This is a genomic window from Micromonospora sp. WMMA2032, from assembly GCF_002688545.1.
Classification (GTDB): domain Bacteria; phylum Actinomycetota; class Actinomycetes; order Mycobacteriales; family Micromonosporaceae; genus Micromonospora; species Micromonospora sediminicola.
In genome coordinates this window covers 1,543,204-1,561,835 of the sequence record NZ_CP024052.1, presented here as the reverse complement: position 1 = coordinate 1,561,835, position 18,632 = coordinate 1,543,204, and the positions used below count along the sequence as shown (strand labels likewise).

Sequence of the window (18,632 nt, the reverse complement as noted above, 5' to 3'; positions counted from 1 at the left end):
GCCGCGGTCAGCCCTTCTCCGCCCCGCTGGTGAGTCCCTCGGTGAGCAGCCGCTCGCCGGCGAAGAACAGCACCACGATCGGCAGGGTGAGGATGACCGAGCCGGCCATCAGTACGGTCTTGGGCACCTCGACGCCGTCGGCGAGCAGGGACAGCCCGAGCGAGACGGTCCACCGGTCCGGCCGGTCGACCAGGAACAGCAGCGCGAACAGGAACTCGTTCCAGGCGATCATGAAGTCGTACAGGGCGACCGCCATCACCGACGGCGCGGCGAGCGGCAAGCTGACCCGGCGGATGATGCCGAGCCGGCCGGCGCCGTCGATCGCCGCGGACTCCTCCAGGCTGACCGGGATGGTCTCGAAGTAGTTCTTGAGCATGTAGACCGACACCGGCAGGGTCTGTGAGATGTAGACCAGCACCAGCCCGAACAGCGATCCGCGCAGCCCGGCCCGACTGAAGACCACGAACAGCGGGATCGCGATGACGATGGACGGGAACAGGTAGACCGCCAGGAACAGCGCGCTGACCTGCCGCCGGCCGAAGAACCGCAGCCGGGAGACCGCGTACGCGCCGGGGATGGCCACGATCAGGGTGAGCGCGGTGGCGGCCAGCGCCACCAGCCCGCTGTTGCGGATGAAGGTGAGGAACCCCTGGCCGCCGCTCTCGACGGACCGCAGCACCTCCGCGTATGTGGCGACGGTCAGCTCGCCGAACGGCACCCAGAGCGAGCCGGGGTCGAGCAGCAGGCGTTCGATCGGGCGTACCGAGAGCACGAGCATGTACCAGAACGGCAGCAGGGTGACCACCAGGAAGCCGGCGATCACCAGCCGGCGCAGCCAGCGCAGGCTGATCGTCTCGATCCGGTCGCGATCCATCACGCCTCCCGTTTCGCGCCGAAGAAGCGCAGGTAGATGGCCACGAAAACGAGCAGCACCACGGCCAGCACGACCGCCTGGGCGGCGGCCGCGCCGATGTCGGTGCGGGCGGTGAGGAACTGGTAGACCCGGACGCTGACCACCTCGGTGCCGGCCGAGCCGCCGGTGAGCAGGTAGACGTCGTCGAACTTGTTGAACGTCATGATGAACCGCAGCACGCCGATCAGCGCGATCACCGGCATCAGCTGCGGCAGCAGGATGTGCCGGAACCGCTGGGTCGGTGTCGCCCCGTCGACCCGGGCGGCCTCCTCCAGCTCGCCCGGTACGGCCTGGAGCCGGGCCAGCAGGAACAGGAACGCGAACGGGAAGTAGCGCCACGCTTCGAACGCGATCACGGTCCACAGCGCGGTGGACTCCTGGGACAGGAACGGCACCGGCTGGTCCCAGCCGAGGAACCGCCGGCCCCAGTCGTTGACGATGCCGAGCTGCGGGTCGAGCATCACCTGCCAGACGAACGTCATGGCGACCACCGGCGCCACGTACGGCAGCAGCATCGACGCACGCACCAGCGTGCGACCGCGGAACGGCCCGCGGACGGCCAGCGCCGCCACCAGGCCGACCACGATCGACCCGACGGTGCCGCCGACGCTGTAGAGCACCGTGGTCCAGAGCGTGTCGGCGAAGCCGGGCGTGTGCAGCACCCGGTCGATGTTGTCCAGCGTGAACTCGCCGAAGAGACCGGTCTTGCGCAGCGTCGCCAGGCGTACCCGTTGGAAGGCCAGCACCACGGTCCAGACGATCGGGATGCCGATCACCGCGAGGACGACGAGCAGTGTCGGCGCGACCAGCGCGAGCCCGGCGCGGGACTCGCGGCGGCGCAGGGTCAGCGGCCGGCGGCCGGGTCGGCGAGGCCGCTCCGGGGTGGGGGAGCGGCCGGCCTCCGGCGCGGTCGTGGTCAATTGACACCCTTGGCGATGGCGTCCACGTCCTTCTTGGCCCGGTCCGCCGCGCCCCGGGCGTCGGACTTGCCGCCGACCACGTCGGCGAGCGCCTTGGGCACCGGCAGCTCACCGAGGATGGCGCCGACCAGCTTGCCCTGGCCCTGGGTCAGGCCCCAGCGCTGGAACTCCTCCGGGCTCTCCCGCAGGGTGGCGAGCACGTCGTCGCTGTAGATGTCGGACAGCGGCTTCTTGGTGTCCACGCCGGCCGGGCTGGTGTTCCAGGCGGTGCGGAACTTCTGCTTGTCCTCCTGGGTGCCGGTCCGCACCGGGAAGCGCCCCTCCGGGGACATGCCGAACCAGCGCGGGTAGCCGTCGGAGAGCATGTACTCCACGAAGGACTTCGCCGGGTCGGCGGCGCCGTCGAGCACCGCCCAGGAGCTGACCTCGCCGTACTGGGCCGGTTCGGTGCCGTTCGGGCCCTTGATCGCGGTGACGAATCCGCTGTTCTTCGCCAGCCAGGCCGGGTCGGACTGGCACTGCGGGCAGGTGGGCCGGGCGTCGTTGCGCAGGCCGGCCAGCTCGTCCAGGATGAACGGCGACCAGATCAGCATGGCCGCCTTGCCGGCGAAGTAGGTGGCCCGGGTGGTGTCGACGTCCTGGGCGCCCTTGACCGAGTTGTTCCGCATCAGGTCGCCGTAGAAGCGGAACGCCTCCACGCACTCCGGCGAGTCCAGCGTGACCTTCCCGGCGTCGTCGGTGAGCTGGCAGCCGTTGGCCAGCGCGAGGTGCTCGAAGGTCTGCTGGGTGAACACGTCGCCGGGGGCGGTGGCCGCGGTGATGCCGGCGACGCCGCCGGTGTTCAGCTTCGCCGCCGCGGCGGCGATCTTCTCGTACGTGTCGGGGGCCGCCAGGCCGGCGGCGTCGAACAGGTCCTTGCGGTAGACCAGCAGCTGACCCCACCCGTCGCTGGGCACGGCGAGCTGCCGGCCGTCGTCGCTGGTCAGTTCCAGCGCGCGGGGGGAGAAGGTGTCCCGGCCGAGGGCGTCGACGACGGCGCCGTTGGCGTCGGGCTCCAGCAGCTCGTTGCCGGCGAGGGTCCGTACGCCGGCGAGCGAGACCGAGCCGACCACGTCGGGCAGGTCGCCGGCGGCGGCGCTGGACGCGATCAGGGACGGGAACTGGTCCTCGTTGACGGTGACCAGGTTGACCTTGACGCCGGTCTTGGCGGTGTAGTCGGCGATGATCGCCTTGGTGGCGTTGACCCGGTCCGCCACGTCCTCCAGGCTCCACACGGTGATCTGGGAACTGTCGGATTTCTGCCCGTCGTCGCTGCAGGCGGTCGCGCCGGTCCCGGCCAGTGCCAGGATCAGGCTCGAAGCGAGCAGCCGTGTTGAGGGTGATGACATCGGTGGCACTCCTCTCGAAAGAGCACGGCGTGGCATCAATACCCACCGATTCATCGATCTAATCACATATGCCCATTTTTTCGGTTAGAATCGAGGCCGGCACTTCCCTCGGAGCGACGCCATGGGCAACTGGGTTGTCTCTCTGGCCGGGCCCCGGCGCGTACGCCTGGAGCCCTGCCCCCCGGACCGTCTCGGCCCGGGCCAGGTCCGCGTCCGCACCTGCTACTCCGGCATCTCGGCCGGCACCGAGCTGACCCTCTACCGGGGCAGCAACCCCCGTCTCCGCAAGGACTGGGACGCCACCGCCCGGATGTTCGTGCCCCGACAGGCCACGCCCGCGTACCCGGTCGTGGGCTTCGGGTACGAGGAGGTCGGCGAGATCGTCGAGGTCGCCCCCGACGTCGCCGACCGCCGGGTCGGCCAACTCGTCTGGGGCATCTGGGGACACCGCGCCGAAGCGGTGCTCCCCGCCGCCGCGGCGCACCCGCTCGCCCCCGGCCTCGACCCGCTCACCGCCGTCTTCGCCCGCCCCGGCGCCATCGCGCTGACCGCCGTGCTCGCCGGCGACCTGCACCTCGGCGACTGGGTCGGCGTGTTCGGGCAGGGCGTGATCGGGCTGCTCGGCACCCGGCTCGCCGTGCTGTCCGGCGCGCGGGTGGTCGCCGTCGACCGGGTGCCCGGACGGCTCGCCCACGCCACCCGGCTCGGCGCCCGCCGGGTCGTCGACGCCGGCGCCGACTCGGCCGCCGCCGCGCTGCGCGCGGAGACCGACGGCCGGGGCGCCGACGTCTGCCTGGAACTGTCCGGCTCCTACCCGGCGCTGCACGAGGCGATCCGGGCCACCGCGCACGCCGGCCGCGTCGTCGCCGCCGGCTTCTACCAGGGGTACGCCCACGGGCTGGAACTCGGCGAGGAGTTCCACCACAACCGGATCCAGCTGGTGGCCGCCCAGGTCTCCGGGCCGGACCCGGCACCCGGCACGGCCGGCCGGTGGTCCGGAACCCGGATCGCGCACACGTTCATGGACCTGGTGGCGGAGGGCAGCGTCGACCCGCTGCCGCTGGTGAGCCACGTCGTCGACGCGGGCGCGGTGGCCGACGCCCTGGCGTTGCTCGACCGCGGTGACGGTGACGTCCTCCAAGTGGTGCTGAGGTTCTGAATGGACATCCCCCTGGCCTGCCAGGAGCAGCTGCTCCCCGGCGCCGACCTGACCGAGAAGTACGCCCTCGCCGTGTCCCTCGGCTACCAGGGCATCGAACTGCGCGGGCGGGGTGACCTCGCCCTGGCCCGGCGGCTGCCGGAGCTGCGGCGGGCCCGCGCCGCCGGCGTCGTCACCCCAACCGTCTGCGTCGAGATGGACCACTTCATCGGCGACTTCGACCCGGCACGCTCCCGGGACGCGGTGCGCAACCTGCGCTCCCAGCTCTCCGTCATCGCCGAGCTGGGCGGTATCGGCGCGATGACCCCGGCCGCCTGGGGCATGTTCTCCCGCCGGCTGCCCCCGTTCGAGCCGCCCCGGTCGCCCGAGCGCGACCGGCAGGTCCTCGTCGACGCCCTGGGCGAGCTTGCCGAGCACGCCCGGGCCGAGGGCGTCACCCTGTTCCTCGAACCGCTCAACCGGTACGAGGACCACATGGTCAACCGCCTCGACCAGGCGGTCGAGCTGTGCCGCGCGGTCGGGTCGCCCGGCGTGCGGGTGGTGGCGGACACCTACCACATGAACATCGAGGAGGACGATCCCCTCGTGGCGCTGCGCGCCGCCGCGCCCTACCTGGGGCACGTGCAGGTCAGCGACTCCAACCGGCACCAGCCCGGCGCCGGGCACCTGGACTGGGACGCGCTGCTGGCCACGCTCGACGACCTCGGCTATCCCGGTTGGCTGGCGCTGGAGTGTCGGCTGCGCGGGGAGCCGGTCGCCGCGCTGCGCCAGGCCGCGACCGTGCTGCGTCCGGCCCGTCCCCGGCGGGCCGCCGCATGACCGGCAGCCTCGCGGCCGGGGTACGCGCCGGCGCGGAACGCGACGCCCGGCTGCGCCGCCTCGCGCTGGCCACCCTCGACGCCAACTGGGAACACGACCACACGGTGCCCTCGCGCACGCTCTACCCGCACCAGTGGAGCTGGGACTCGGCGTTCATCGCGATCGGGCTGGCCCACGTACGCCCGGACCGGGCCTGGCGGGAGCTGCGGACGCTGTTCGCCGCGCAGTGGGTCGACGGGCGGGTGCCGCACATCGTGTTCAACCCCGCGCTGCGCGTCGGCGCGTACTTCCCCGGGCCGGAGTTCTGGGACTCGGCCCGCGCCGACGGCGCCCCGGCGGCGGCCACCTCCGGCATCGTCCAGCCACCGGTGCACGCCCCGGCCGCCTGGCTGGTGCACCGCCGCGCCCCGTCCGAGGCGTCGGTGGCCGCGCTGCGCCGGCTCTATCCCCGACTGGTCGCGCAGCAGCGCTACCTGACCGGGCGGCGCGACGTCGGCGGCGGCGGGCTGGCCGCCATCGTGCACCCGTGGGAGTCCGGCCTGGACAACAGTCCCGCCTGGGACGCCCCGCTGGCCGCGGTGCCCGCCGACGAGGCGGTGATGCGCGCGTACCGCCGGCACGACACCGCGCACGCCGCCGCGACGCAACGCCCTACGGACCTGGACTACGCGCGCTACGTCGCGCTCGTCGACTCCTACCGGGCCGGCCGCTACCGCGACGAGGGACTGCTCGGCCGACACCCGTTCCTGGTGGAGTGCCCGCTGGTCAACGCCGCGCTCGGCGTCTCCGAGTACGCGCTGGCCCGGATCGCGACGGTCGTCGGCGCCGACCCCGGACCGCACCGGGACCGGGCCGCCCGGATCACCGAGGCCCTGGTCGCCCGGCTCTGGGACCCGCTCACCGGCACGTTCCGCCCGCGCGACGTGCGCACCGACCGGCTCGTGGCGGCCCGCACCGTGCTCGGGCTGATGCCGCTGGCCCTGCCCGACCTGCCGGAACCGCAGGTACGCGCGGTGCTCGCCGAGGCGTGCTCGCCCCGGTTCGGGCTGGCCGCCCGGATGGACCGGCCGCTGCCCACCTACGACCGCACCGCGCCCGACTTCGAACCGTTGCGCTACTGGCGCGGCCCGAGCTGGGTGAACACCGGCTGGCTGCTCTGGCAGGCGCTGCGCACGCACCGCCGGGCCGACCTGGCCGCCGGGCTGCGCGAGTCCCTGCTCGACCTGGTCGACACCGCCGGCTGTCACGAGTACTTCCACCCGGACACCGGCGCCGGTCTCGGCTCGCCCGCGTTCAGCTGGACCGCCGCGCTGGTGCTGGACGCCCTGGCCGACGGCTGAACGGCCGTTTTGCGGCGGCACCCCGGCCGGGTGCCGCCGCCGGTCGGGCCGGGCCCGGGGCGATGCCGGCCGGGGTGTCGACGGGCAGGCCGGGTCGGGCTCAGGCGATGCCGGCCGGGGTGCCGCCACCGAGCCGCAGCGCCGACATCGGCGCGTCGTCGATCGCGAAGCCGAGCGCGTCGACCACCTCGACCACGCCGCTGACCTGCCGGGCCAGTCGCAGCGCCAGGTGCACCGTGGACCAGCGCTCCAGCTGGCCGGTGAGCGTCACCACGCCGCCGTGCACGCTCACGTCCACCACGCCGTCGCGGACGCCGAGCGTGCGCCGCAGCACCTCCTCGACCACGTCCCGTCGGATGTCCGCGTCCGGGCGCAGGTGCACCTTGAGCAGGTCGCCGCGGGTCACGATGCCGACCAGCCGGCCCAGGTCGTCGACCACCGGCAGCCGCTTCACGTCACGGGCGTCCATCACCCGGGCCGCCTCGACCAGCGTGGCGTCCGGCGCCACGGTGACCGGGGGAGCGGTCATCAGGTCCGCCGCCAGCGTGGCCTCCGCCTTCGCCCGGGCCTCCCGGCGGTGCCGGTCGGGCAGGATGCGCCGCTCGCGCGGCTGCCCCAGCAGCTCCACCTTGTACATCAGGTCCGCCTCGGAGACCACCCCGAGCACCCGGCGGGCGCCGTCCACCACCGGGACCGCCGTCACGTGCCGCCCGGTCAGCACGTCGACGATCTCCCGGTAGGCCGTGCCCTCCCGTACCGACGCCACGTCGGTGGTCATCACGTCCTGCACCTGCCACGTACGCATGGCGACCTCCCTGTGTCCACCGCCGACGCTACGGGCGCGCGGGACGGGGGAGCAGGGGCGCACGGACCCCGACGACCGGGCCGGAAGTCCCGGCTCAACCGGCCGACGCCGGCTCGGCGGCCCGATCGACGGCTGCCTCGGCGGGCGGCTCGGTGGCCTGGTCGGCGGGTGACTCGGTGGTCAGCAGGTCGGCCGGCACCGGCTCGACCTCGACCCGGCAGTCGTGGAACGTCGGCGCCTCACCCAGGTCGGTGTCGCGGACCGCGGTGACCGCGTTGACCGTGGCCCGGCCCGGGCTCAGCCGCGCCCAGTACGCCTTGTAGGTGAACGCCACCCCCGGCCGGGTCGCCTCGTCCACGGCGACCGCCGCGAGGAACGCGCCCCGGTCGTTGCGCACCCGCACCGCGTCGCCGTCGGTCAGCCCGCGCGCCGCCGCGTCGCTCGGGTGCAGGTGCACCTTCGGCGGCCCGGTCCGGCGCGCGTGCCAGGGCAGTGAGGCGAACGTCGAGTTCATCAGGTACCGGCCGGCGGGGGCGAGCAGCACCAGCGGGAACCTACGGGCCAGCTCGACGTCGGCGGCCTCGGCCGGTGGCGTGAAGCCGGGCAGCGGGTCCACGCCGAGCCGGGCCAGCGCCGGGTCGTGCAACCGGGCCCGCCCGTCCGGGGTGGGGAAACCGCCGTCGGCGAACGGCGCGGAGCCGACCGGCACGCCGGTGAGCCGGGCGTACGTGCGCTCGCGCAACTCCTCGAACCCGATCGGGGTGTCGGCCAGCAGCTGTCGGGCCAGGTCCTCGTCGGTGTCCCGGAACGCCGGGTGGTCGATGCCCAGCGCCGCGGCGATCCGCCGGAAGATCTCGGTGTTCGGCAGCGCCTCCCCGGGCGCGCGGGTGACCGGCAGGTTCAGCGTCGTGTAGTGGTGCCCGTAGGAGGTGTGCAGGTCCAGGTGCTCCGGCTGCATGGTGGCCGGCAGCACCACGTCGGCGTGGTCGCAGGTGTCGGTCCACCGCTGCTCCAGCACCACGGTGAACAGGTCGGCGCGGCGTAGGCCGGCGAGCAGTCGGGTCTGGTCCGGCGCGGTCGCGGCCGGGTTGGCGTCGAACACCACCAGCGAGGTCACCGGCGGGTCGGCCTCCCCGGTCAGCACGGCCGCCAGCCGGCTCATGTTCAGCGACCGGGCCGCTGGCGCCGGCATGCCGGCGGGCCGGATCACCCGCTCGTCGTCGATCGGGTGGTGCCCGCTGGTGGTCACCAGGGACCCACCGCCGGGGTGGCGGAAGTCGCCGGTGACCAGCGGCAGCGCGCAGATCGCCCGGATCGCCTGCCCGGCTCCGTGGTGCCGCTGCAGGCCGAGCCCGACGCGCACGGCGGTGGGGCGGGTGGTGGCGACGCGGTCACCGAGGCGGCGTACCACCTCGACCGGCAGGCCGCACTCGGCGGCGGCGCGGTCCACCGGCCACTGGTCGAGCCGGGCGGACAGCTCGGGCCAGCCGACGGTGTGCGTGGCCAGCCACGCCTCGTCGGCGGCACCCGCGTCCCGGACGTGCCGCATCAGCCCGAGCGCGAGCGCCGCGTCGGTGCCCGGCAGCGGCGCCACGTGCTCGTCGCTGCGCGCCGCCGTGTCGGTCCGCAGCGGGTCGATCGTCACCACGTACGCGCCGCGCTCGCGGGCCTGCTGCACGAACGGCCACTGGTGCAGGTTGGTGGCGAGCGGGTTCGCGCCCCAGAGCAGGATCAGCTTCGCCTCGACGATCGTCTCCGGCTCGAAACCCACCGAGCCGCCGTGCAGCGAGCGCAGCGCCGCCCGCGCCGCGGCCGTGCAGATGGTGGTGTCCAACCGGGACGCGCCCAGGTACGCGAACAGCCGCGGCCCCATGCTCCAGCCCTGCACCAGACCCATCGTGCCGGCGAAGTAGTAGGGCAGCACCGACTCCGGGCCGTGGCGTTCGATGCTCGCTCGCAGGCCGGCGGCCACCCGCTGGAGCGCCTCGTCCCAGCTCGCCGGCCGGTACGCCACCCGCCCGACCCCCTTCGGTCCGGTGCGGACCCACGGAGTGGTGAGCCGGTCCGGGCCGTTGACCGCGTCGAGGTAGCGGTTGACCTTGCCGCAGAGCGCGCCCCGGGTGAACGGGTGCTCGCGGTCGCCGCGCAGCGCGACCGCCCGGCCTTCGGACACCGTGAGCTGCCAGACGCAGGTGTCGGGACAGTCCAGGGGGCAGGCGCCGGGGTGGGTGACGGGAGCCATGGCGCGGATGCTACCCACCGGCGCGGGGCGGCACGACCGGGTTCCGGCGGGGCGGCGGTGTGGGCACGACTCGGGCAGGATGGGGCGGTGAACGGACCTGGGGAGGGCGCGATGACGGTCACGGCCGACGACCTCGACCGTGCCTCGGCCGCCGTGGCGGCGACGCTCGGGTCGGTGACCGGCGCGGACTGGTCCCGCCCGGCCGGCGGGCTGGAGTGGACCTGCCGGCAGACCGTCGAGCACCTGGCCGACACGTTGCTGTCGTACGCGGCCCAGGTGGTCTCCCGCCCGGCCGACCGTTTCGTGCGGCTCGCCGCCGTGGTGGAGGCCGACGCCGGGCCGGACGAGCTGATCGAGTGCGTCACCTGCGCGGCCGGGCTGCTCGCGTTCGCCGTGCGGGGGACACCGGCCGGCGTGCGCGCGTTCCACCCCAGCGGGCAGGCCGATCCGGCCGGTTTCGCCGCGATGGGCGTGGCCGAGGTGCTCCTGCACGGCGAGGATGTGGCGGCCGGACTCGGCATCGCGGTCGACCCGCCGCGCCCGGTCTGCGCGCGGGTGGTCGCGCGGCTCTTCCCGGAGGTGGCGCCCGGCCTGGCCGACACCGACCCGTGGACCGCGCTGCGCTGGTGCACGGGCCGCCTGGACCTGCCCGCCCGCCCCCGCCGCCACGCCTGGCAGTGGCGCGGCGCCCCCATCGGCGGCTGACCCCCGCCCCCGCCCCCGCTTCGGCGATCTTGCACTTGGTGCCCGCGAGACGCGGTATCGGTCCCGTTTGTCGGGGCACACAGTGCAAGATCGCGGGGCGGGGCGGGGTCGTTTGGTGGGGTGGGTGCCGGGTAGTCGGCGGGGCCGGCGGGGCGGCACGGGGTCGTGGCGGCGGCGCGAGGGGGGAGGGTGGCGTGCGGTTTCCCCTGTTCGTCGAAGCGGTGGCGCGTCGGGCCGAGTTGTCCACGGACCAGGCCGCGACGATCTCCCGGGCGGTGCTGCAGACCCTCGGCGAGCGGATCACCGCCGACGAGGCCGGTGACCTGGCCGCGCAGCTGCCGGACGACGTCGGCGGCTATCTCGCGGCGCCCGAGGGGACCGGCGCGACCGGCGCGGCGGTGGAGTTCCTGTACCGGGTCGCCGAGCGGTCGGCGGTGGACCCGGCGGTCGCCGAGGTGGGCACGCGCGCGGTGCTCGCGACGCTGCGGGAGACGGTCACGGTGGGCGAGTTCCAGGACCTCGTCGCGCAGCTGCCCCGGGGCTTCGACGCGATGGTGGACCCCATTCCGCGCCCGCCGTACGATGTCTGAGCAGGCTCCCCGCGACCCGGGTCGAGCCACCGGGTAAAGGCCGTGCGGCGAAGATTCCGCGGCCAGAAAGTATTTTCACTGGAAAATTACTCGCGAGTAGGCGCTTACGCCGTCAATGGTCCGGTCGCTAGACGGACGATCGGACGAACTCCTCCGCCCCCGGTCCACCGGCCCTCGCCCCTTCGGCTCGACCCGGATCGATGCTCTTTCCGTCGAGAAATCGAGTCCTATTCTGCTTCCCAGGTGACGTCCCGGGCGCCGGTCCAACCCCGCGAGGTGTGGTCCGGCCCGGGTTCTCCGTCGCGGCCGGTTCGCCGACCACCCGCGCCGCCCGCGGGTCCGGACCCGGTGCGCGCCGCCGGTCGCGGGACCGTCGGCGGCGCGCACCGGCTCCACCCGGCCAGCCCTCCGGCCCCGCCCCGGGGTCGACCGGCCCCGCGCCGGTGATCAAGGAGTTCGCGTCGGTCCCGGACCGTCCCGGTGACGCGACCTCCTTGGTCACCGGGGGTCGGGCCGGGCGGGGTCGGGGAGGGTGAAGGCGGCGGCCAGTGCCGTCGCGATCAGGTCGGGTAGGTCGGCGCGGCCGTCCTCCTCCGCCCACCGCACCAGCGCGGTGTGCATGACGGCCAGGCAGGCGCTCGCCGCGGCGGCGGCGCGGAACGCCGAGTCCGGGTCGGCGGCCTCCTCGCCGAGCCCGTCCACGATGGCCTGTTGCAGCACGTAGTGGTTGTCCAGGTGCCGGGCGCGCAGAGCCGGTGTCGCGATCATCAGGCGTAGGCGGGCGAGGAGGAAGCGGTCGTCGCCGTCGGTCAGCGACCGGGCCGACTCCACCAGGGCGTTGCCGATGCGGCGGACGAGGGGCTGCCCGGCCGGCGTCGCGGCGATCCGCTCGGCGACCAGCGGGCCGTTGCGGTCGGCCAGGACGAGGTCCTCCTTGGTGGGGAAGTGCCGGTACACCGTCATCGCGGACACGCCGGCGGCCTCGGCGACGTCGTTCACGGTCGTGTCGTCGTACCCGCGCGCGGCGAACAGTCGCACCGCGTGTGCCTGGATCAGGCGCTGCGTCTCGGCCCGTCGCTGCACCCGGAGGGTGGTCCGCCGCCCATTCATGTGATAGACACTATCAGCCTGTTAGTAACTAACAATTAGGGAGCGACTCACGTCATGAGCGATCTGACCGGCAGGACGGCCCTGGTGACCGGCGCGTCGCGCGGGATCGGGCAGGCGATCGCCGTTCGACTGGCCGCGCGGGGAGCGGTGGTCGTCGCGCACTTCGGCACCGACGAGGCCGGCGCGGCCGCGACGGTCGAGCGGATCGTGCGGGCCGGTGGCACCGCGTACGCCGTCGGCGCGGAACTGGGCGTGGACGGAGACGTCGAGACGCTGTTCGCCGGCGTCGGCGCCCGCTTGGCCGGTCGACCGCTCGACATCCTCGTCAACAACGCGGCGGCGCCACCCGCCGGCCCGCTCGGTGCCACCACCCGGGCGGCCTTCGACCATCTCTTCGCGGTCAACGTCCGGGCGCCCTACTTCATCGTCGAACGGGCGTTGCCCCTCCTGAGCGACGGCGGCCGGATCATCACGATCTCGTCCGCGGCGACCCGGATGGCGAACGCCACCCAGACGTCGTTCGCCATGACCAAGGGCGCGATCGAGACGATGACCCTGACCCTGGCCAACCAGCTCGGCGCCCGGGGCATCACGGTGAACGCGGTCGCGCCCGGCGCCACCCGGACCGCGACCAACGGCCCGGTCTTCGAGACGCCGGGCCTCACCGAGCTGATCACCGGAATGACCGCGCTCGACCGGCTGGGCGAGCCCGACGACGTCGCCGACGTGGTCGCGTTCCTCGCCTCCGCCGCCGCGCGGTGGGTGACCGGTCAGGTCATCGACGCCACCGGCGGCCTGTTCCTGGGCCCGCGCACCTAGCACCCGGACCCGCTAGTCCGCCTCGTCGGCGGGCAGGTCGTCCGGGTCGGTGACCCAGGCGGAGTAGACCGGGAGGGCGTGCCACGGCCCGCCGGCCTCGTCGGTGGCGACCGCGACCACCGCGTACGGATGGGCGAAACGCAGGTCGGCCACCCGGGCGACACCCTCCGGTGGCAGCCCGGTCGCCATCCCGAACGCGGTCACCGCGGCCGCCTCGAAGCCGTAGCGGCCGAACCGGGCCACCGTCGACTGTGCCGCCTCGAACGGCGGCTCGGCCAACCCGAGCAGCCCACCCAGCGCCCGCGCCGCCGCGTCGAACCCGAAACCGGCCGGCGTGAGGTCGTGCCGGCTGCGCGCCGACCAGCAGGGCAGCACGGCGGTGGCGCGCTCCTCCCGGCCGTCCGGGGCGAACGTCCGGGTCGGCTCCTCGCGCAGGCGCCACAGCGGGGTCTCGCCCAGCGGCAGGTCGAACAGCGACCGGCGCCCCGGCACCGGACCGTCCGGCACGGTGGCGGCGGCCACGGCCAGCTCCCGGGCGGCGGCGAGCACGTCGGCGGCCGGCACCTGCGGCGCGGCGGCCACGGACACCACCAGCATCCCGGCGCCGTCGTCGCCGGCGCGTGCCGGGGCCACGTGCACCGCCACGTCGCCGGCCCGTGCGGTGGTCGAGACCCAGCAGCGGTGCCCGAACGGCGACGTGCGCAGCACCTGCCGCAGCCGGCCCGCCCAGGCGCTGCCCGCGCCCAGCTCCCCCGCCGGCGCCACCTCGAACGGGTCGGCCCAGGACACCCGGGTGGCCAGCGCGTTGGCCAGGATCAGCACGGTCTCCGGGGTGACGTCGACCGGGAAGCGCTCGACCAGCCCGCCGGTGCGCTCCCGGGCCCAGGCGTCCAACGCGGCCTGGTCGGGCAGCGCGCCGCGCTCGGTGTGGTCGGGCAGGCCGGCGCGCCACTCGGCCAACTCGTCGACGGGCGTGCGTTCCCAGAGCGCGGTGGCCGCGGCGACCATCGGGTGCGGCGCGGCGAGCAGCGCCCGGGCCGAGGCGGCGGCGTCGTCCGGGTCGACGCCGAGCGCGTCGGCCAGCGCCGCCCGGGCCTCGCCGGTGGCGGCCGGGCCGGTCAGCGCCAGCAGCAGCCAGGCGCCCAGCGGGGAGGCGACGTGGTGGGTGTCACCGGCGGCGCCGTGCAGCCGCTCGGCGTAGTGGGCCAGGGGTGCGTCGAGAGGGTTCACCCGCCCCACTCTGCCCGCTGACCGGCCCACCGGCACGTCCGCTCAGGACCAGAGTTCGAACGGCTCGTCGATCTCCTCGCCGGCGAGGAACGGCGCCAGCAGCTCGGGCAGCCGGCCCGGATAACAGCGCGGCCGGTCGGCGAGCACCTCGGCCACCGGCCACCACCGGAACCCGAAGTAGTCCTCCACCTCGTAGTCCATCCGCTGCGCCCCGTCCACGTCCGGCCCGGGCCCGGGCAGCCGCACCGGCACCACCACCTCGTCCTGCAGGTGCCGCCGCTGCCGGTGCCGGAAACTGGCCCGCCGCCGCCAGGTGGGCGCGCCGATCTCGCCCGGCGCGACCACGATGCCGGTCTCCTCGCGCAGCTCGCGCACCGCCGCCTCCCGGTACGTCTCGCCCGGGTCCAGCCCGCCGCCGGGCAGCTCCCACCAGACCCCCAGATCGGGGTGCTCCGGGTCGCGGGTGTGGAACAGCAGCAGCCGGTCGGCGGCGTCGAGCACCACCAGCCGCACCGCCGTCCGCTCGAACAGTGGCAGATCGCGAGGCAACTCCACGCCCCCAGCCTAGGCAGGGTCCCGCCGCTCGCCTCAGCCGACGGTCGGCGCCAGCCGCTCCGTGCCGCAGCGGGGGCAGCGCACCCGGACGCCGGCCGGGGTGCCCGGCGCGCGCAGCCGCTGGCCGCACCGACAGGCGAACACCACCGACCGCACCATCCGCAGATACTCCGCCCGGTCCCGGCGGGGCCACCGCCCGTGACAGCGCCGGCACAGCCGGGGCGGGAAGCTGTGGTACCAGGCCATCCCGGCGGCGCCGGCGACCGTCACCGCGCCCGACCCCACCAGGCCCAGCGGCGCGAGCAGGCCGGGCAGCGCCGCCACCAGGTCCCCGTGCCACGCGGTACGCACCCCGACCGCCGCGACGAGGACGACCACCGGCAGGCCCAGCACCGTCGCGGTGAACCCCCACGCGAAGGTGAGCACGGAGAGCACGAACACCGTCGTCGCCCACCGGGGCGCCCATCGGGCCACGCCGTACCCGCCGCAGCGCGGGCAGTCCGGCGGGGCCAGGTGCGGCACCGATCGCAGCACCTTCGGGGCCAGCCACTCGACGAGCAGCTTCAGCAACTCCTCGGCCAGCTTCGTGAGCAGCATCTGCGCGAACACGACCGCCCTCCTTCCGCCGTCCCCATCGTCGCGGTCGGAGGAGGCGCGGAGCACGTACGCCGCGTGACGGTCATCCGACACGCCGGCCGACCGGTCAGCCGGCGTCGATCACCCCGGCGACCTCGGGCGGCAACGGGTACGGCAGTTCCACCGGCAACAGCGTCGCCGCCCCGGGCTCGTCACCCTCGGTGAGCCGCTCGTGGACGGACCGGGCCAGCGCGGTGACGTCGGTCAGCCCGACGAGCCACTCGTCGACGTACCGGTGCACCGCCTCGCCGGAGAGGCCCACCTGCACCGACCGGTACGGCAGCGGGGCCAGCCGCAGCGAGCGTTCCGGGTCCCACTGCACCCGCACCGGGCTGGTGCGCAGCTGCCGCCGCCAGGCGTCGGAGTCCGGATGCAGCCGTGGGTCGTGGGCGCTCAGGCAGGCGTGCCCGAGCGCCCACTCGAAGCCGGCCCGGCTGATCTCCACCGCGAGCACCCGCTCCTGCCCGGGCTTGAGCGCCCAGCCGCAGCGGTACATCATCCAGCGGAACGACGGCTTGATCCAGGTCATCCGCTCCCGCTTGAACGGCGGCACGAACCGCCCGGCGGCCAGCGCCGCGTCGGCGATCTCCGGCGGGTACGCCTGGTAGACGGTCACGGTGTCGGCGGTGAAGGCCGCCCGGATCTGGTGGCGGGGAACGGTCACCGGGGCATGGTGGCGAACCCGGTGGCCCGGCCGCCACCGGATTCCCTCCCGGCGGCGACGGGATAGGCTGCCCGCCGTGGCAGGTCTGTTGAGGAACGTGGCGTCCCGGCTCGGCCGGATCACCGGGGGCGCCGCCGCGCCCACCCGCCCGGGCGGGCACGTCCCGGCCCAGGTCGCGCGCCGCCGCCAGGTCAGCGCGTTGCAGCGCCGCGAGCTGTCGTACGCGCCGGAGCCGGACGGACAGGCGGACCCGGGGGAGATCGTCTGGACCTGGGTGCCCTACGAGGACGACCCGCGCCAGGGCAAGGACCGCCCGGTGCTGGTGGTGGGCCGGCACAGCCGCACGCTCTTCGGGCTGATGCTGTCCAGCCAGGGCGACCGGGACGGGCAGCGGCACTGGCTGTCGCTCGGCCCGGGGAGTGGGACCGGGACCGGCGACCCAGCTGGGTCCGGCTGGACCGGGTGCTCACCATGCGCGAGGACAGCATCCGCCGGGAGGGCGCGGTGCTGGACCGGCCGCGGTTCGACCGGATCGGCCAGGCGCTGCGCGCGGGCTACGGCTGGCGCTGAGCGAACCCGCGCCGGGCCCGGCACGCGGTCAGCACTCGGCGACGAGCTGACGGGTGGGGCGGCCGGCGCCGAGCGTCTTCGCCTCGTACATGGCCGCGTCGGCGCGGCAGAGCGCGTCGGTGAGCTGGGCGGGGCCGTGCACCGGGGCGAGCCCGACCGAGGCGGTGACCCGGATGCTGCGTCCGCCCAGCGGGATCGGCGCGGCGAGCGCCTCGCAGAGCCGGCGGGTCGCGTGCTCGATCCAGCGCCGGTCGTGCGCCGGGCTGACCAGCAGGCCGGCGAACTCGTCGCCGCCGAGCCGGGCCACCAGGTTGTTGCCGGCGAACGCGGCCAGCCGCTGCGCCACGCTGACCAGGACCTGGTCGCCGGCGGCGTGCCCGTAGCGGTCGTTGACCTGCTTGAAGTCGTCGAGGTCGAGCACCACCGCGACCAGTGGCTGGCCGCTGGGGTCGGTGAGCAGGGCGGCGGCCAACCGGAAGAACGCGCGGCGGTTGGGCAGGCCGGTCAGCGGGTCATGGCTGGCGGCGTGCCGCTCGGCGGCCAGCTCGGCCTGGAGCAGCTGGATCTCGGCCTCGGCGCGGACCGCCCGGCGGCGTAGCTGCCACGCGGACACCAGCGCGCCCGCGGCGGAGATGCCGGAGGCGACGGTCATCGGATCCGGCACGCACCCTCCTCACCGCAGTCCCCGGCCGCGCGGGCGGCATCCGGGGGCCGGGTTCGGGTCACCGAACGTGAGCGACCCGGCACACCGTACGTTCGGTTATCATGCTCGCTGTCCATTGCAGATGCAATAGCAGATGCACGTGCATCTCACTCCTCAGTCGACAGACGCTCCTCCCCGCGGCCTCGGCTGGCGCTTCCCGAAGGACGCCCATGCAACAACCGCCGAACGGCGTGCCCGTGACCGAACTGCCCCCCGTGAGCTGGTTGAAGAGCCGCCGCAGCAACCCCAGCGGCAACTGCGTCGAGTTGGCCGAGCTGCCCGGCGGCACCGGCATCGCGGTGCGCAACTCCCGCCACCCGGAGGGGCCGGCGCTCATCTACACGGTGGACGAGATCGCGGCGTTCGTGCTGGGCGCTCGGGACGGCGACTTCGACCACCTGATCCGCCCGTCCCGTCCACGGGACTAACTCGTCCGTCCGGAGGAGTTCACCTCACTGTCGGTTCATGGCATGCTTACTCGTCGGCCGGGAGGGCGCCCGGTCGGGGCAGTCGGGATGCGAGGGCGGTCAGGTGGCGACGGTGCCCGTCGAGGGTGGTCCGACCAGCGGTCCGACCGTGCTGCGCATGCTGCTCGGGGCGCAGTTGCGCCGGCTGCGGGAAGGCGCCGGGGTCAGCCGGGAGAGCGCCGGCTGGGAGATCCGCTCCTCCGAGTCGAAGATCAGCCGGATGGAGCTGGGCCGGGTCGGCTTCAAGGAGCGCGACGTCGCCGACCTGCTCACGCTCTACGGGGTCACCGCTCCCGACGAGCGCGCCGCGCTGCTCAAGCTGGCCCGCGACGCGAACAGTCCGGGCTGGTGGCACCGCTACGGCGACGTGCTGCCCGCCTGGTTCCAGTCCTATCTCGGGCTGGAGGCGGCGGCGGCGATGATCCGCACGTACGAGGTGCAGTTCGTGCCCGGCCTGTTGCAGACCGCCGCGTACGCCCGGGAGGTGATCCTGCTCGGGCACCGCGGCGCGTCGCCGGCGGAGCTGGACCGCCGCGTCGACCTGCGGATGGAGCGTCAGGAGCTGCTGCGGCGCAGCGACCCGCCGCAGCTGTGGGCGGTGCTCGACGAGGCCGCGCTGCGACGCCCGATCGGCGGCGCCGCGGTGATGCGCGAACAGCTGGACGCGTTGATCGCGGCCACCGCCTCGCCGCACGTGCGGCTGCAGATCGTCCCGTTCTCGGCCGGCGGCCACGCCGCGGCCAGCGGCGCGTTCAGCATCCTGCGCTTCGGCGACCAGGACCTGCCCGACATCGTCTACATCGAGCAGTTGACCAGCGCGATCTACCTGGACAAGCGCGACGACCTCGACTTCTACGCCGAGGCGATGGAGCGGCTGTGCGTCGAGGCCGCGCCGCCGGAGCGCACCGCCGAGCTGCTCACCCGCCTGCGCGACGAGCTGTACCGGGCCTGACCGTCGCGGCGCCGGGCGCTAGCATGACCCGGGTACCGACGATTG

19 protein-coding genes and 1 pseudogene are annotated in these 18,632 nt (G+C 74.5%); 9 read left to right on the top strand and 11 right to left on the bottom strand.

Going from position 1 to position 18,632, the window contains the following annotated elements:
• Window positions 1-7: 7 nt before the first annotated feature.
• Genes CO540_RS06585 through CO540_RS06575 form a run of 3 tightly spaced genes read right to left on the bottom strand, consistent with a single transcriptional unit; the run spans window position 8 to window position 3,221 of the window.
• Window positions 8-874: a carbohydrate ABC transporter permease gene (locus tag CO540_RS06585; RefSeq protein ID WP_099161342.1), complete on the bottom strand. Its 867-nt coding sequence runs from the start codon at window positions 872-874 to the stop codon at window positions 8-10.
• Window positions 874-1,833, bottom strand: a complete 960-nt coding sequence (locus tag CO540_RS06580) for a carbohydrate ABC transporter permease (protein ID WP_099161341.1) — start codon at window positions 1,831-1,833, stop codon at window positions 874-876. The genes CO540_RS06585 and CO540_RS06580 overlap by 1 nt, the downstream gene beginning before the upstream one ends.
• On the bottom strand, window positions 1,830-3,221 hold the full coding sequence (locus tag CO540_RS06575; protein WP_099161340.1) for an ABC transporter substrate-binding protein: 1,392 nt from the start codon (window positions 3,219-3,221) through the stop codon (window positions 1,830-1,832). Before CO540_RS06575 ends, CO540_RS06580 begins: the two co-directional genes overlap by 4 nt.
• A gap of 121 nt (window positions 3,222-3,342) precedes the next feature.
• Here CO540_RS06575 and CO540_RS06570 point away from each other — a divergent pair, with 121 nt between their 5' ends.
• The 3 genes from CO540_RS06570 to CO540_RS06560 are packed head-to-tail and all read left to right on the top strand — an operon-like array spanning window position 3,343 to window position 6,539.
• On the top strand, window positions 3,343-4,380 hold the full coding sequence (locus tag CO540_RS06570) for a zinc-binding dehydrogenase (RefSeq protein ID WP_099161339.1): 1,038 nt from the start codon (window positions 3,343-3,345) through the stop codon (window positions 4,378-4,380).
• Window positions 4,381-5,199: a sugar phosphate isomerase/epimerase family protein gene (locus CO540_RS06565; RefSeq protein ID WP_099161338.1), complete on the top strand. Its 819-nt coding sequence runs from the start codon at window positions 4,381-4,383 to the stop codon at window positions 5,197-5,199.
• Complete coding sequence (locus CO540_RS06560; protein WP_099161337.1) at window positions 5,196-6,539, top strand: hypothetical protein; 1,344 nt, start codon at window positions 5,196-5,198, stop codon at window positions 6,537-6,539. Before CO540_RS06565 ends, CO540_RS06560 begins: the two co-directional genes overlap by 4 nt.
• Window positions 6,540-6,639: 100 nt before the next feature.
• Here CO540_RS06560 and CO540_RS06555 read toward each other — a convergent pair whose 3' ends face one another.
• Both CO540_RS06555 and CO540_RS06550 read right to left on the bottom strand, forming a co-directional pair.
• Window positions 6,640-7,344: a CBS domain-containing protein gene (locus tag CO540_RS06555; protein WP_099161336.1), complete on the bottom strand. Its 705-nt coding sequence runs from the start codon at window positions 7,342-7,344 to the stop codon at window positions 6,640-6,642.
• 94 nt (window positions 7,345-7,438) lie between these two features.
• Window positions 7,439-9,586 (bottom strand): molybdopterin-dependent oxidoreductase, encoded by a 2,148-nt coding sequence (locus tag CO540_RS06550; RefSeq protein WP_253866500.1) that lies wholly within the window; start codon window positions 9,584-9,586, stop codon window positions 7,439-7,441.
• Between the two features lie 111 nt (window positions 9,587-9,697).
• Here CO540_RS06550 and CO540_RS06545 point away from each other — a divergent pair, with 111 nt between their 5' ends.
• Complete coding sequence (locus CO540_RS06545; RefSeq protein WP_099161335.1) at window positions 9,698-10,291, top strand: maleylpyruvate isomerase N-terminal domain-containing protein; 594 nt, start codon at window positions 9,698-9,700, stop codon at window positions 10,289-10,291.
• Between the two features lie 194 nt (window positions 10,292-10,485).
• Entirely contained in the window at window positions 10,486-10,881 is a 396-nt protein-coding gene (locus tag CO540_RS06540; RefSeq protein WP_099161334.1) for a DUF2267 domain-containing protein, read from the top strand.
• Window positions 10,882-11,379: 498 nt separating this feature from the next.
• Here the strand turns inward: CO540_RS06540 and CO540_RS06535 are convergent, their stop codons facing one another.
• Complete coding sequence (locus CO540_RS06535) at window positions 11,380-11,991, bottom strand: TetR/AcrR family transcriptional regulator (RefSeq protein WP_099161333.1); 612 nt, start codon at window positions 11,989-11,991, stop codon at window positions 11,380-11,382.
• Between the two features lie 54 nt (window positions 11,992-12,045).
• On the opposite strand from CO540_RS06535, the gene CO540_RS06530 reads away from it, so the two are divergent.
• Window positions 12,046-12,810, top strand: coding sequence for an SDR family NAD(P)-dependent oxidoreductase (locus tag CO540_RS06530; protein ID WP_099161332.1), 765 nt, complete (start codon window positions 12,046-12,048; stop codon window positions 12,808-12,810).
• Between the two features lie 12 nt (window positions 12,811-12,822).
• Here the strand turns inward: CO540_RS06530 and CO540_RS06525 are convergent, their stop codons facing one another.
• The 4 genes from CO540_RS06525 to CO540_RS06510 all read right to left on the bottom strand — a co-directional run bounded on the left by CO540_RS06525 (window position 12,823) and on the right by CO540_RS06510 (window position 15,895).
• Window positions 12,823-14,040, bottom strand: a complete 1,218-nt coding sequence (locus CO540_RS06525) for a hypothetical protein (protein ID WP_099161331.1) — start codon at window positions 14,038-14,040, stop codon at window positions 12,823-12,825.
• Between the two features lie 42 nt (window positions 14,041-14,082).
• A complete protein-coding gene (locus CO540_RS06520; protein ID WP_099161330.1) occupies window positions 14,083-14,595 on the bottom strand; it encodes an NUDIX hydrolase in 513 nt (170 codons plus the stop codon).
• Window positions 14,596-14,628: 33 nt separating this feature from the next.
• Window positions 14,629-15,204, bottom strand: coding sequence for a hypothetical protein (locus CO540_RS06515; RefSeq protein WP_099161329.1), 576 nt, complete (start codon window positions 15,202-15,204; stop codon window positions 14,629-14,631).
• 94 nt (window positions 15,205-15,298) lie between these two features.
• Window positions 15,299-15,895: a DUF4291 domain-containing protein gene (locus CO540_RS06510; protein WP_099161328.1), complete on the bottom strand. Its 597-nt coding sequence runs from the start codon at window positions 15,893-15,895 to the stop codon at window positions 15,299-15,301.
• 76 nt (window positions 15,896-15,971) lie between these two features.
• On the opposite strand from CO540_RS06510, the pseudogene CO540_RS06505 reads away from it, so the two are divergent.
• Window positions 15,972-16,465, top strand: a pseudogene (locus CO540_RS06505) (type II toxin-antitoxin system PemK/MazF family toxin).
• 28 nt (window positions 16,466-16,493) lie between these two features.
• On the opposite strand, the gene CO540_RS06500 reads toward CO540_RS06505, so the two are convergent.
• Complete coding sequence (locus tag CO540_RS06500) at window positions 16,494-17,129, bottom strand: GGDEF domain-containing protein (protein ID WP_099161327.1); 636 nt, start codon at window positions 17,127-17,129, stop codon at window positions 16,494-16,496.
• Window positions 17,130-17,338: 209 nt separating this feature from the next.
• Here CO540_RS06500 and CO540_RS06495 point away from each other — a divergent pair, with 209 nt between their 5' ends.
• Both CO540_RS06495 and CO540_RS06490 read left to right on the top strand, forming a co-directional pair.
• Complete coding sequence (locus tag CO540_RS06495; RefSeq protein ID WP_091576329.1) at window positions 17,339-17,596, top strand: DUF397 domain-containing protein; 258 nt, start codon at window positions 17,339-17,341, stop codon at window positions 17,594-17,596.
• 103 nt (window positions 17,597-17,699) lie between these two features.
• Entirely contained in the window at window positions 17,700-18,587 is an 888-nt protein-coding gene (locus CO540_RS06490) for a helix-turn-helix transcriptional regulator (RefSeq protein ID WP_099161326.1), read from the top strand.
• The last annotated feature ends 45 nt before the right edge of the window (window positions 18,588-18,632 follow it).

Excerpts from the sequence above, each read along its gene's own strand:
- CO540_RS06585 (WP_099161342.1), bottom strand. The coding sequence starts at position 874 with ATGGATCGCGACCGGATCGAGACGATCAGCCTGCGCTGGCTGCGCCGG.
- CO540_RS06575 (WP_099161340.1), bottom strand. The coding sequence starts at position 3,221 with ATGTCATCACCCTCAACACGGCTGCTCGCTTCGAGCCTGATCCTGGCA.
- CO540_RS06570 (WP_099161339.1), top strand. The coding sequence starts at position 3,343 with ATGGGCAACTGGGTTGTCTCTCTGGCCGGGCCCCGGCGCGTACGCCTG.
- CO540_RS06565 (WP_099161338.1), top strand. The coding sequence starts at position 4,381 with ATGGACATCCCCCTGGCCTGCCAGGAGCAGCTGCTCCCCGGCGCCGAC.
- CO540_RS06560 (WP_099161337.1), top strand. The coding sequence starts at position 5,196 with ATGACCGGCAGCCTCGCGGCCGGGGTACGCGCCGGCGCGGAACGCGAC.
- CO540_RS06555 (WP_099161336.1), bottom strand. The coding sequence starts at position 7,344 with ATGCGTACGTGGCAGGTGCAGGACGTGATGACCACCGACGTGGCGTCG.
- CO540_RS06550 (WP_253866500.1), bottom strand. The coding sequence starts at position 9,586 with ATGGCTCCCGTCACCCACCCCGGCGCCTGCCCCCTGGACTGTCCCGAC.
- CO540_RS06545 (WP_099161335.1), top strand. The coding sequence starts at position 9,698 with ATGACGGTCACGGCCGACGACCTCGACCGTGCCTCGGCCGCCGTGGCG.
- CO540_RS06535 (WP_099161333.1), bottom strand. The coding sequence starts at position 11,991 with ATGAATGGGCGGCGGACCACCCTCCGGGTGCAGCGACGGGCCGAGACG.
- CO540_RS06530 (WP_099161332.1), top strand. The coding sequence starts at position 12,046 with ATGAGCGATCTGACCGGCAGGACGGCCCTGGTGACCGGCGCGTCGCGC.
- CO540_RS06495 (WP_091576329.1), top strand. The coding sequence starts at position 17,339 with ATGCAACAACCGCCGAACGGCGTGCCCGTGACCGAACTGCCCCCCGTG.